This window comes from Bacillus sp. EB106-04-04-XG123, assembly GCF_058791855.1.
Genome location: NZ_JBYTDZ010000005.1, coordinates 341,564 through 353,590 on the forward strand (window position 1 = coordinate 341,564; position 12,027 = coordinate 353,590).

Consider the following 12,027-nt stretch of genomic DNA (forward strand, 5'->3'; position numbering starts at 1 on the left):
TGGAAGGAGGGAAGACCTGTGCAGGAACATCCAGATCAAATGAAGCTTGAGGACGAACCGTTTTTAAAGGGGACCATTCAAGCCGTTATTTTCCATAATGAAAGTAATTTATACTCGGTGTTAAAGGTGAAAGTCATTGAAACATCGGAAAACTTAGAGGAAAAAACAGCATCTGTCACAGGCTACTTCCCCGCACTTCATGAGGAGGAAACCTACACCTTTTATGGCAAAGTCACAAGCCATCCGAAATTTGGTGAACAGTTTCAGGCCACTCATTTTCAAAAGGAAGTACCGACAACGAAGCAAGGAATCATACATTATCTCTCAAGTGATTTATTTGAGGGGATAGGAAAAAAGACGGCGGAAGAAATCGTGGGACAGCTTGGCAATCAAACGCTTCATAAAATTATGCGTGACCCAGCTGTTTTATACGATGTACCGCGTTTATCAAAAAAGAAGGCGGATAAGCTGGCCGCAGCGCTTCAGGAGCATCAAGGACTGGAACAAATCATGATCAGCCTGAATCAATATGGCTTTGGTCCGCAGCTCAGCATGAAGATTTACCAAGTGTACGAGAGTGAAACGCTGCAAAAGATTGAGGAAAATCCCTATCAGCTTGTTAAGGATGTTGAGGGGATCGGATTTATTAAGGCGGATGAGCTCGGCGCTAGAACAGGCATCTCAGGTAATGATCCAGAGCGGATTCGCGCAGCCTTGCTATATACAGTGGAGACAGCCAGTCTTCAGGACGGTCATACGTACATACAAACGAAAGATTTGATCGTCGAAACCCGCAAGCTGCTCAACCAAACAGGCAATGATTACAAAGTGACTGAAATGGATGTTGCCAATCAGATCATTGCACTTGGCGAAGGAAAAGAAATGATCATTGAAGATGACCGCTGCTATCATCCATCCTTATTTTATGCGGAGCAAAGTGTTGCCAAACGCATTCAAAAAATCGTCTCCCAAACAGAATACGCGGATCAATTTCCTGAATCAGAATTCCTGCTTGCACTTGGTGAGCTGGAGGAGCGGTTAGGCGTCCAGTATGCACCGACACAAAAGGAAGCAATTCAAAAGGCACTCATGTCCCCAATGCTGCTTTTAACAGGTGGACCTGGTACAGGGAAGACGACGGTCATTAAAGGAATTGTCGAGCTTTACAGTGATCTTCACGGTGTATCTCTTGATCCGAGTGATTATAAAAAGGATGAATCCTTCCCATTTGTACTTGCGGCACCAACTGGACGGGCGGCTAAACGGATGACAGAATCAACAGGGCTTCCAGCTGTCACCATTCACCGGCTGCTAGGCTGGAACGGATCGGAGGGCTTCTCGCATGATGAAGAACAGCCGATTGAAGGAAAGCTTGTCATCATTGATGAATCAAGTATGCTTGATATTTGGCTGGCGAATCATTTGTTTAAAGCCATTCCTGATCATATCCAAGTCATTATGGTAGGGGATGAACATCAGCTGCCATCTGTCGGACCAGGCCAAGTTTTACGGGATTTGCTTGCCTCAAAAGCTGTGCCGGCTGTTACTCTGACAGATATTTACCGGCAGGCAGACGGCTCAACCATTGTTGAACTTGCCCATGATATGAAAAATGGTGTGCTGCCAAAGGATATTACTGCACGCTCAAAGGATCGGTCCTTCATTCAATGTTCAGCTGATCAAATGAAAGAAGTCATTGAGAAAGTCGTCAGCAATGCTGCTCAAAAAGGGTTTTCGGCAAAGGACATTCAAGTACTCGCACCAATGTATAAAGGAAAAGCAGGCATCAATGAGCTCAACAAAATGCTGCAGCACATTTTGAATCCTAAAAAACCAAAAGGCAGAGAAATCCCGTTTGGTGATGTGGTGTACCGAACAGGTGATAAAGTGCTTCAGCTTGTGAATCAGCCAGAGAACAATATCTTTAACGGCGATATCGGCGAAATTGTCTCGATTTTTTATGCAAAAGAAAATACAGAAAAAGAAGACATGGCCGTGATCTCCTTTGATGGAAATGAAATCACCTTTACGAAAAAGGATTTTCATCAATTTACACATGCCTATTGCTGCTCCATCCACAAATCACAAGGCAGTGAATTTCCGATTGTTGTGCTGCCAGTTGTGAGGAGCTATTACCGAATGCTTCGGCGGAATCTGCTGTACACAGCGATTACACGAAGTAAAAAGTTTTTAATACTGTGCGGCGAGGAATCAGCGCTTGAGTGGGGCGTGAAAAACAATGAGGATTCCCTCAGACAAACGTCCTTAACGATGCGGCTTGTGCAAACCGAACAAATCATGGATGCAGAACTTGAAGCGCTCCAAAAAGAGCTTCCGTTTAGCGTACATGACGCAAATATTGGCATGGAGGGAATCACTCCGTTTGATTTTATGCACGAGTAGAAGGCTTCCATATGGAAGCCTTAGCGTGTAGACAAACCCTCGCATTCGTTGTCAATCCTGCGCTCCGGTGCTCACGAATGTCAAATTCGCTCCGCTCCGATGCTCGTCTTTCTTAGACTGCAAAGGTTTTCTATCACGCTGAAAAGAAGACAAAGGGCTAAAATCAAGATCATTTTAGCCCTTTGTCAACAATCTGAGGCTTCCATACGGAAGCCTTTTAGCGCGGAAAGAACTTCTTCCATTCCGTTCATGGAAGCCATTTCTTCGTATGAGTCATGAAGCAAACGCACACGATAAGACTGTTCCGCAAAAGGTGGTTGAGCACATTTTGAGAACATGCCGAGAACTTGAAGGAATGACGATCTATTCAGATGAGCTGTCCCAATCGCTTGGTTCCATAAAAGATATTTGCTTTTTAGCCGGAGGCAGCTGCGGAGGATATGTGTTAGAGGGGAAAAAGAAAGACTGTGCACTCATTCCATTCTCTGGATTTGATCAGCTGACAGACAAAGGTTTATATGTGAGCTGCCAGGAGGGAGTAGGCATGGATTCCTCTGCTCCATTCTTGTTATTTTCGAAATTAAAAAAGAAAATGATGCAGTCGCCTGATGGTGAAAATTTAGGCATTTTGGAAGATGTATACTTTTGTACAAATTCGGGCACAATCGTAGCATATGAACTCTCGGACGGCTTCTTTACAGAGCTATCAGGGATTCGGAAACAGCTGCAGGCTGCCGGAACCTTGATGAACGTTCAAAAGGAAGCACTGGTTCTAAACCGAACGTAAAGAGGTGCTGATTATGCTCATTTGCCCAAATTGCAAATGTAAAGACATCGGAAAAATTGGGGTCAATCAATATTATTGCTGGGGCTGTTTTATTGAATTGACGCTGTCAAAAGGCAAAATATCGACACACCAAGTGGAGGAAGACGGGACACTAAGCAGCTTAGATGATCTGTTTAGTGACGATGAACGTTCAATTCAACTATAAGTGTTAAGGGGGAATTTCGAATGGGCAAAATGACTTCTTCACTATTAACGCTTGGTGCAGGTGCACTTGCATATCACTTTGCAAGCCGATATGATATGCCATCAAAGCGGGATATGAAAAAGCTAAAAAAACGTGTTATGAGAATGATGTAAACACAAAAGGGCTAAAATGATCTTCATTTTAGCCCTTTGTTTTTTTCAAACCGGGGTACAGGGTTGTCAATAAGCTGAGCTGTTACGCCTGCCTGTATTCTAATCGTCTTGCAAGAATGGATAAGCTGAAATTGACGACAAAATACATCATAGCCGCCAATAGGAAAATCGGCAGTAAATAGGATTGGCTTTGACCGTTTAATATTTGTGCGTGATGTAATAATTCTGGAAGCGCAATGACGACGGCAAGCGACGTATCTTTTAAAAGAGATATGAATTGACTGACAATTGGCGGCACCATTCTGCGCAGGGCCTGCGGCATAATAATCATTTTCAATGTTTGAATATAGGTTAAACCAGAAGACCTGGCTGCTTCGATCTGGCCCTTATCAATTGATTTAAGGCCGCTCCGAATAATTTCTGACAGCATCGCGGATTCAAACACGGTTAAAGCTGCAATGGCAGAGGCTGTGATGCTTAGCTTGATGCCGATTTCAGGCAATGCAAAATACGTGAAAAAGATGATCAGTAAAAGCGGCAGGTTCCGAATGGTTTCTACAACAACCGCAAGCACTTTTGATAAAACCGGGATTTGAGCGAACCGCAATGTGCCGACGACTAATCCAATGATAAAGCTCAAAATGATGGAGATAAAAGCCACTTTTAAGGTGACAGCAAATCCTTCAAGTAAAAAGGCGAGATGATCAGGCTGGTAGGCACCTATAAAATCCAAGATATTTCCTCCTCTCTAGTGGCTTCTTGCTAATCTTCTTTCTAAATAACCAACGCCTAGACTAAGCGGAATGGTTAATAGCAGATAGAACATCGCAACAAAGATGTAGACATCAAACGTCACAAATGTTCTAGATGCAATAAGGTCACCTTGATACATGAGATCAAACCCTGCAATGACACCCAAAATCGAGGAGTTTTTGACAAGGTTAATAAATTGATTGCCAAGAGGGGGAATGACGATTTTAATCGCCTGCGGCAAAATGATATACCGCATCGTCCCGCCATATGACAGACCTGAAGCGCGGGCTGCTTCCATTTGTCCAAGCGGTACAGCTTGTATCCCTGCACGAATGGCTTCAGCAATAAAGGCAGACGTATAAATGGCAAGAGCAATCGTCCCAGCAGTAAAGCCATCTGCTACAATACCTAGCACGGGTAAACCAAAGAAGAAAACAAAGGTGATCAATAATAACGGAATATTCCGAATAAATTCCACATAAGCCGTTCCGAACCAGTTGAGCGGCCTAAATGGCGCAATTCTCATAATGGCAATGAGTGTACCGATCAAAAAGCTTCCAATCAGAGCAATGACACTTGCACCAATGGTATATTTAAAGCCTTCTAAATAAAGATGAAAATTTTCAGTGAGAATGGAAAACCGCAGCAATCAGTTCACTTCCTTCCTGATCAACAGGGGAGCCATTGAGCGGCTCACCTGAGGCATTGATGTTAACCAATCAAATGTTATTCTTTGATCCATTTTTTAAGAATTTTGTCATATTCACCATTGTCTTTTAACGTTTTTAAGGCTTTATTGATCGCATCAGTTAATTCTTGATCCCCTTTTTTCACAGCAATGCCATAAGGCTCATCTGTAAAGGTGCCGCCGACCACTTCATAATTTGAATCCTCATCTGCCATACCAAATAAGATTGCATTATCAGTTGTCAGCACTTGCCCTTGATTTGATTTTAATGCTGTAAAAGCCTCTTGATAGTTCTCAAATTCTAATACGGATACTTCAGGTGCTTTCTCACGGATATTTTGAGAAGAAGTAGATCCTTTCACGGCCAGCACCTTCGTTCCTTTTTTAAGATCATCAATGGATTGAATGTCGCTTCCTTTTTTTACAAGCAGTGATTGTCCTGCTTCAAAGTAAACATCTGAGAAATTGACTTCTTTTTTACGCTCTTCTGTAATTGTCATGGTGGCTACAATCGCATGGATATCTCCTTTTTGAAGCAAGGGAATTCTTGTTTTAGATGTCACTTCCTTAAATTCTGCTCTTCCTTCATCGCCGAGTATTTCCTTTGTGATGGCTTTTGCAATATCAATATCAAATCCTTCAATATCACCGCTGCTCGGATTTTTTAGACCGAATAGACGTGTGTCATTTTTTACACCGAAAATGATTTTTTTGTCTTTCTTAATGGTTTCTAATGAGCTTCCTTGTTTTGCATCAGTTGAACCTTTTTCTGTAGATCCACAAGCAGTCAAAGCGGCGATGCAGCAAGTCATAAAGAGCAGCAGGCCAAAGCGTTTCATTTTTTTCATTAAACCATTCCCCCTAGTGATTTAAAATACGGCTTAAAAATAATTGAGCACGTTTCTCTTGCGGTTTTTCATAAAATGCAGCCGGTGTTGATTCTTCAAGAATTCTGCCCTCATCAATAAAGACAATGCGGTCGGCCACTTCACGGGCAAAGCCCATCTCATGCGTGACAACAACCATGGTCATGCCTTCACGGGCCAGCTGCTTCATCACATCTAATACCTCGCCGATCATCTCTGGATCAAGTGCAGATGTCGGTTCGTCAAAAAGCATCACCTCTGGTTTCATCGCAAGCCCTCTTGCAATGGCAACGCGCTGCTGCTGTCCGCCTGAGAGTCGTGAAGGGTAGGTGTCTGCTTTTTCAGGAATGCCGACTTTATTTAAATAAAATTCAGCTGTTTCCTTTGCTTCTTCTTTGCTCACTTTTTTGACCTTCATCGGCGCAAGCATAATGTTTTCAAGCACCGTCTTATGCGGATAGAGGTGAAAATGCTGAAAGACCATTCCGATATTTTGCCTGACAAGATTGATGTTGGTCTTCGGATGCTGAACAGACACTTGGTTGACGAGAACTTTTCCCGCATCAATGCTTTCAAGACGATTGATACACCTGAGCATCGTGCTTTTACCAGATCCTGAAGGACCGATGATCACAACAACCTCCCCTTTTTGAATATGTAGGTTAATGTCCTTAAGTACATGGAACTGGCCATAATGCTTGTTGACTTCTTCGAATGTGATCATGAAGAACCTCCTCTTGTGTTTCATTGGCTAAAGCTAAAGTGGATTCTAGCACAACTTGTGTAAAAAGAAGTAAATGATGGAATATTTTCTGACGAGATTTTACAGCAAATAGTGACTTTGGATGGAGCTGTATGTTTCATGTGTATTCATTTTTAACAAAGTTAGGACAAATTTTATTTACGTGGATAATTGCAGAAGATGGTTAAACAATAAGAAAAGAGGTGAAAAAGGTGAAGAAACGTCCGATCCAATTTCTGATATATGCTGCAGGGATCCTGCTTGTCCTTGCATCCTTGCTCATTTTACTGCAGCTCGACGAGTTATGGATGCCTGTTTTTTTATTGCTGAAGGCGGTTCTCATTCCGCTTCTCATTGCCATTTTTATTTCTTATCTGCTTTATCCGATTGTTGAAAGACTGCATGCACGAGGGCTGCCGAGAACAGTCAGTCTCTTACTCATCTATGTCCTGTTTTTTGGCGGGATTGGGTTTGCGGTTTATAAAGGAGCGCCTGTGATGATCGCACAGTTAAATGAGCTGTCAGAACAAATTCCGGTCCTGGCCGAAACTTATAATGGCGCTTTATCACATATTCATCGTCATACGAGCCACTGGCCTGACGGACTTCACGACCGCTTGGACCGCTTCATTGTTCAATCGGAGACATATGCAGCCAATAGTGCTGAGCGGATGATTCTTAGCTGTAAGGTTTTATTTGATTACGCATTAGTCGCAGCACTCATTCCTTTTCTTGTTTTTTATATGGTGAAGGATATGAACACGATGAAGCGGGCGGCATGGTATTTAACGCCGCCATCATTTAGAAAGAGGGGAAAAGCTTTTGTCAAAGCAGTGGATGAATCGCTTGGTGATTATATTCGAGGGCAGCTGCTTGTCTGTTCTTTAATCGGGGGTGCAGCAGCCATTGTGCTCTGGCTTTTTCATATCCCGTATCCGCTTGTTCTTGGGATGCTGATAGGGGCAACGAACGTGATTCCTTATTTTGGACCGATTATTGGCGCAGTTCCTGCCATCTTTATTGCGTTTACCATCTCGGTGAAATCGGTCATCATTGTGCTGATCACAGTAGCGGTGCTGCAATTTTTAGAGAGCAATGTCCTCAGCCCAATCATTGTAGGGCGAAGTCTTCATATGCATCCTGTCGTCATTATGCTTGTCTTGCTTGCAGGAGGAGAGCTGTTTGGCTTAATTGGGATGATTTTAGCCGTACCAGCAGCTGCAATTATCAGGGTGATCATTGTGCAATATATCCTGATGAGACGAAGCGTTCATTGACAAGACGAGCCGAGTTGTCTATAATAATTTCGATTCATACATATTGAAATTCAATGACGGACCCGAGTACGTTAAAAAGCTGTTGCAGAGAGAGGCTTTATTTGCTGAGAAAAGCCTTATCAGACCTTTAACGGAAGCTAGTCCCGAGTGCAGATAAACACTGCCGCTCTCTTCCGGCGTTATCGGATGTGAAGGTGATAGACGAATTTGTCTATAATCAGGGTGGTACCGCGAGAACATCTCGTCCCTGTGTAAGTCGTTTTGTGCTTGCATAGGGCGGGATGTTTTTTCGTTTGTGTGGAGATTGATGAATGATAAGGGAGGATTTTTGAATGAAAACTTTAACTTCAGCTCAAGTACGTCAAATGTTTTTAGACTTCTTTAAAGAAAAAGGACATGCTGTAGAACCGAGTGCGTCTCTTGTACCGCATGACGATCCGACACTTTTATGGATCAACAGTGGTGTGGCAACATTAAAAAAATACTTTGATGGCCGCGTCGTACCTGAAAATCCGCGTATTTGCAACGCGCAAAAATCGATTCGTACAAATGATATTGAAAATGTAGGGAAGACAGCACGCCATCACACGTTCTTTGAAATGCTTGGCAACTTCTCTATTGGTGACTATTTTAAAGAAGAGGCCATTGAATGGGCGTGGGAATTCCTCACAAGTGAAGAGTGGATCGGCTTTGATCCGAATTTGTTATCTGTGACAGTCCACCCAGAGGACGAAGAAGCGTATATCCTTTGGAGAGATAAAATTGGTGTGCCTGAAGAACGTATTATCCGTCTGGAAGGCAACTTCTGGGATATAGGCGAGGGCCCAAGCGGACCAAATACAGAAATTTTCTATGACCGCGGTGAATCATACGGTCACGACATGAACGATCCAGAATTATATCCAGGCGGGGAAAACGAGCGTTATTTAGAAGTATGGAACCTTGTGTTCTCTGAATTCAACCATAATCCAGATGGGTCATACACACCACTGCCGAAGAAAAACATTGATACAGGGATGGGTCTTGAACGAATGGTATCTGTCATTCAAAATGTGCCGACGAACTTCGATACAGACCTATTCATGCCAATTATTCGCGCAGTCGAAACGATCTCTGGAGAAAGCTATGGCGAAACAAAGGAAAAGGATACAGCATTCAAAGTGATTGCTGACCATATCCGGACAGTTGCCTTTGCTGTAAGTGACGGAGCGCTTCCTTCCAATGAAGGCCGCGGGTATGTATTAAGACGTTTGCTGCGCCGCGCTGTGCGTTATGCAAAAACAATCCATATCCACCGTCCGTTTATGTATGATTTAGTGCCAGTTGTTGCTGAAATCATGAAGGATTTCTACCCAGATGTACAAGCAAAAGAAGAATTTATTGCGAAAGTCATCAAAAACGAAGAAGAACGTTTCCACGAAACACTGAACGAAGGGTTAGCCATTTTGTCAGAAGTGATCAAAAAAGAAAGAGACAAAGGCAGCTCACAAATTTCAGGTGAAGATGTATTTAAGCTGTATGATACGTATGGATTCCCTGTCGAGCTAACAGAAGAATACGCAGAAGATGAGAACATGACAGTTGATCGAGAAGGCTTCCAAGCGGAAATGGAGAAGCAGCGTGAACGAGCAAGAAATGCGAGACAAGATGTCGGCAGTATGCAGGTTCAAGGCGGCGCTCTAGGCGATATTAAAGTAGAAAGCACCTTCGTTGGCTATGAAAATCTAACAGCAGATGCCCGTATCATTGAATTGCTTCAAAATGGTGAAATTGTCTCGGAAGCACATGAAGGAGACACGGTGCAAATCTTGTTAGATGAAACTCCATTCTATGCGGAAAGCGGCGGACAAGTAGCGGATAAAGGGACACTAAAAAGTGCAGAAGCCATCATTGAGATCAAAGATGTGAAAAAAGCGCCAAACGGTCAGCATGTCCATGAAGGAGTCGTCGTAAGCGGTACGGCTCAAAAAGGTCTCGAAGTCACTGCAGAAGTGGAATCAGCTCTTCGAAAAGGCATTGTGAAAAACCATACAGCGACACACCTTCTGCATCAGGCGCTAAAAGATGTATTAGGCAGTCACGTGAACCAAGCAGGGTCATTGGTGAATGAAAACAGACTTCGTTTTGATTTCTCTCACTTTGGACAAGTGACGAAAGAAGAATTGTCTCAAATTGAAAAAATCGTGAACGAAAAGATTTGGGAAGGCATTTCGGTTGCGATTGACCTGAAGCCAATTGCTGAAGCAAAAGAAATGGGCGCAATGGCGCTGTTTGGCGAAAAGTATGGCGATATTGTCCGCGTAGTCCAAGTCGGCGATTACAGCATCGAGCTATGCGGCGGCTGTCACGTGCAAAACACTGCGGAAATCGGTTTGTTTAAAATTGCGTCTGAGTCGGGTATTGGTGCTGGAACACGCCGTATTGAAGCTGTGACTGGTCAAGGTGCCTATGAAGAATTAAATGACCAGCTGGCGATTTTAGAGCAGGCAGCAAGTGAGCTGAAGTCAAATACGAAGGACGTACCAAAACGAATCGCTTCATTACAGGCGGATTTAAAAGAGGTTCAAAGAGAAAACGAATCTCTTCTTGCGAAATTAAGCCAAGCAGAAGCAGGCTCTATTTTAGAGAAAGTGACTGAAATTGCCGGAGTGAAAGTATTAACTGAAAAAGTAAATGCTAAAGACATGAACCATTTAAGAACAATGGTTGATGACTTGAAAGCTAAATTAGGATCAGCTGTCATCGTCCTGGGAGCCGTTCAAAACGGAAAAGTAAACATTTCAGCAGGAGTGACAAAAGACGTGATCGAAAAAGGTCTGCATGCAGGGAAGCTTGTGAAGCAGGCAGCTGAAATCTGCGGCGGAGGCGGAGGCGGACGTCCAGATATGGCACAAGCAGGCGGAAAACAACCAGAAAAACTTGAAGAAGCACTGGCATCTGTCGAAGAATCTGTCAAATCCGTTTTATAATCAGGCGATGTAGTGTAGAATAATGGTATTAGATGAGCGGTTAGAAAAAAGCTTGCTAGTAGAATGTTGGAAGAGAGGTGCAAGAAGCAGTGAGTTCATTTGATAAGACAATGAAGTTTAACTTCTCTGATGATTCAGCTGAAACCAATGTGAATGAAGTGCTCATTACAGTTCATGACGCACTCCAAGAAAAAGGATACAACCCGATCAATCAAATTGTCGGATACTTGCTGTCAGGCGACCCTGCTTATATTCCAAGACATCAGGATGCACGCAACCTAATTCGTAAACTAGAACGAGACGAATTAATTGAGGAATTGGTTAAATCGTACTTAGAGACACATAAAGAGGCGTAAAACATGAGAATTTTAGGCTTAGATTTAGGCACGAAAACCCTTGGTGTTGCGATCAGTGATGAAATGGGATGGACAGCGCAAGGGATTGAAACAATTAAAATTGATGAAGCAGGCGGAGACTTTGGTCTCAGCCGCCTGTCTGAGATTGTTGCAGAATATGGAGCGGATAAAATTGTACTTGGCTTTCCAAAAAATATGAACGGCACGGTCGGTCCTAGAGGCGAAGCCAGCCAATCATTTGCGAAAGTGCTAGAAAACACGTACAATGTTCCTGTTGTGCTTTGGGACGAGCGTCTGTCAACAATGGCAGCGGAAAAAATGCTCATCTCTGCAGATGTGAGCAGACAAAAGCGTAAAAAAGTCATTGATAAAATGGCGGCTGTCATGATCCTGCAAGGATATTTAGACAGCTTAAATTAAAATGAGGTGAATCAAATGGAACACGGAGAAAAGCAAATTACAATCGTTGATGATAATGGAAATGAACAGCTTTGCGAAGTACTATTTACTTTTGAAAGCGACCATTTTAACAAATCTTATGTTCTTTACTACCCAATTTCTGAGCAAGACAATGAGGAAATTGAAATTCATGCATCAAGCTTCACACCGAACGAAGACGGGGAAGATGGCGAGCTAGAGCCGATTGAAACGGATGAAGAGTGGGACATGATTGAAGAAACGTTAAACACGTTCTTAGATCAAGAAGACGAAGAATAGAACGAATAAAAGGCCTGTGAACAGATCTTCTTGATCTTTCTTCACAGGTCTTTTTTTACGATCATTATGTTAACTTAAAATTATTTCATGTTGACATAATGAACTGTACCTT

The 12,027-nt window shown here is 42.9% G+C and carries 13 protein-coding genes and 1 other annotated feature; of the genes, 9 read left to right on the plus strand and 4 right to left on the minus strand.

The annotated features are described in order from the left end of the window. Window positions 1-18: 18 nt before the first annotated feature. The 4 genes from recD2 to AC3WTB_RS16710 all read left to right on the plus strand — a co-directional run bounded on the left by recD2 (window position 19) and on the right by AC3WTB_RS16710 (window position 3,547). Window positions 19-2,403: an SF1B family DNA helicase RecD2 gene (gene recD2, locus AC3WTB_RS16695; RefSeq protein ID WP_024423121.1), complete on the plus strand. Its 2,385-nt coding sequence runs from the start codon at window positions 19-21 to the stop codon at window positions 2,401-2,403. Between the two features lie 268 nt (window positions 2,404-2,671). Beyond that, complete coding sequence (locus tag AC3WTB_RS16700) at window positions 2,672-3,190, plus strand: PRC-barrel domain-containing protein (protein WP_052196552.1); 519 nt, start codon at window positions 2,672-2,674, stop codon at window positions 3,188-3,190. A 13-nt stretch (window positions 3,191-3,203) separates the two neighbouring features. Beyond that, window positions 3,204-3,395 carry a YrzR-like zinc ribbon domain gene (locus tag AC3WTB_RS16705; RefSeq protein ID WP_003216308.1) on the plus strand — a complete coding sequence of 64 codons (192 nt, stop codon included), beginning with the start codon at window positions 3,204-3,206 and terminating at the stop codon, window positions 3,393-3,395. 20 nt (window positions 3,396-3,415) lie between these two features. Continuing rightward, window positions 3,416-3,547, plus strand: coding sequence for a YrzQ family protein (locus tag AC3WTB_RS16710; protein WP_064497881.1), 132 nt, complete (start codon window positions 3,416-3,418; stop codon window positions 3,545-3,547). A gap of 82 nt (window positions 3,548-3,629) precedes the next feature. Here the strand turns inward: AC3WTB_RS16710 and AC3WTB_RS16715 are convergent, their stop codons facing one another. The 4 genes from AC3WTB_RS16715 to AC3WTB_RS16730 all read right to left on the minus strand — a co-directional run bounded on the left by AC3WTB_RS16715 (window position 3,630) and on the right by AC3WTB_RS16730 (window position 6,578). Next, window positions 3,630-4,280 carry an amino acid ABC transporter permease gene (locus AC3WTB_RS16715; RefSeq protein ID WP_024427867.1) on the minus strand — a complete coding sequence of 217 codons (651 nt, stop codon included), beginning with the start codon at window positions 4,278-4,280 and terminating at the stop codon, window positions 3,630-3,632. 15 nt (window positions 4,281-4,295) lie between these two features. Then, window positions 4,296-4,949, minus strand: coding sequence for an amino acid ABC transporter permease (locus AC3WTB_RS16720; protein WP_039180271.1), 654 nt, complete (start codon window positions 4,947-4,949; stop codon window positions 4,296-4,298). Between the two features lie 77 nt (window positions 4,950-5,026). Then, window positions 5,027-5,836: a transporter substrate-binding domain-containing protein gene (locus AC3WTB_RS16725; protein ID WP_492333981.1), complete on the minus strand. Its 810-nt coding sequence runs from the start codon at window positions 5,834-5,836 to the stop codon at window positions 5,027-5,029. A gap of 13 nt (window positions 5,837-5,849) precedes the next feature. Further along, the gene (locus AC3WTB_RS16730) at window positions 5,850-6,578 is read right to left on the minus strand and encodes an amino acid ABC transporter ATP-binding protein (protein WP_024423116.1); all 729 of its coding nucleotides are present in this window, start codon (window positions 6,576-6,578) and stop codon (window positions 5,850-5,852) included. 230 nt (window positions 6,579-6,808) lie between these two features. Between AC3WTB_RS16730 and AC3WTB_RS16735 the strand changes: the two genes are divergently transcribed. The 5 genes from AC3WTB_RS16735 to AC3WTB_RS16755 all read left to right on the plus strand — a co-directional run bounded on the left by AC3WTB_RS16735 (window position 6,809) and on the right by AC3WTB_RS16755 (window position 11,915). Continuing rightward, a complete protein-coding gene (locus tag AC3WTB_RS16735; RefSeq protein WP_058839007.1) occupies window positions 6,809-7,873 on the plus strand; it encodes an AI-2E family transporter in 1,065 nt (354 codons plus the stop codon). A 44-nt stretch (window positions 7,874-7,917) separates the two neighbouring features. After that, window positions 7,918-8,125: a binding site (T-box leader), on the plus strand. Window positions 8,126-8,205: 80 nt separating this feature from the next. Further along, the gene (gene alaS / locus AC3WTB_RS16740) at window positions 8,206-10,842 is read left to right on the plus strand and encodes an alanine--tRNA ligase (RefSeq protein WP_492333982.1); all 2,637 of its coding nucleotides are present in this window, start codon (window positions 8,206-8,208) and stop codon (window positions 10,840-10,842) included. Window positions 10,843-10,931: 89 nt separating this feature from the next. Further along, window positions 10,932-11,198: an IreB family regulatory phosphoprotein gene (locus tag AC3WTB_RS16745; RefSeq protein WP_008358522.1), complete on the plus strand. Its 267-nt coding sequence runs from the start codon at window positions 10,932-10,934 to the stop codon at window positions 11,196-11,198. A gap of 3 nt (window positions 11,199-11,201) precedes the next feature. Then, entirely contained in the window at window positions 11,202-11,618 is a 417-nt protein-coding gene (ruvX, locus tag AC3WTB_RS16750) for a Holliday junction resolvase RuvX (protein ID WP_034279935.1), read from the plus strand. A gap of 15 nt (window positions 11,619-11,633) precedes the next feature. Next, window positions 11,634-11,915 carry a DUF1292 domain-containing protein gene (locus AC3WTB_RS16755; RefSeq protein WP_024423112.1) on the plus strand — a complete coding sequence of 94 codons (282 nt, stop codon included), beginning with the start codon at window positions 11,634-11,636 and terminating at the stop codon, window positions 11,913-11,915. Window positions 11,916-12,027 lie beyond the last annotated feature (112 nt).

Coding starts and splice junctions, on each gene's coding strand:
- AC3WTB_RS16700 (WP_052196552.1), top strand. CDS start 2,672: ATGAGTCATGAAGCAAACGCACACGATAAGACTGTTCCGCAAAAGGTG.
- AC3WTB_RS16705 (WP_003216308.1), top strand. CDS start 3,204: ATGCTCATTTGCCCAAATTGCAAATGTAAAGACATCGGAAAAATTGGG.
- AC3WTB_RS16710 (WP_064497881.1), top strand. CDS start 3,416: ATGGGCAAAATGACTTCTTCACTATTAACGCTTGGTGCAGGTGCACTT.
- AC3WTB_RS16725 (WP_492333981.1), bottom strand. CDS start 5,836: ATGAAAAAAATGAAACGCTTTGGCCTGCTGCTCTTTATGACTTGCTGC.
- AC3WTB_RS16730 (WP_024423116.1), bottom strand. CDS start 6,578: ATGATCACATTCGAAGAAGTCAACAAGCATTATGGCCAGTTCCATGTA.
- alaS (WP_492333982.1), top strand. CDS start 8,206: ATGAAAACTTTAACTTCAGCTCAAGTACGTCAAATGTTTTTAGACTTC.
- ruvX (WP_034279935.1), top strand. CDS start 11,202: ATGAGAATTTTAGGCTTAGATTTAGGCACGAAAACCCTTGGTGTTGCG.
- AC3WTB_RS16755 (WP_024423112.1), top strand. CDS start 11,634: ATGGAACACGGAGAAAAGCAAATTACAATCGTTGATGATAATGGAAAT.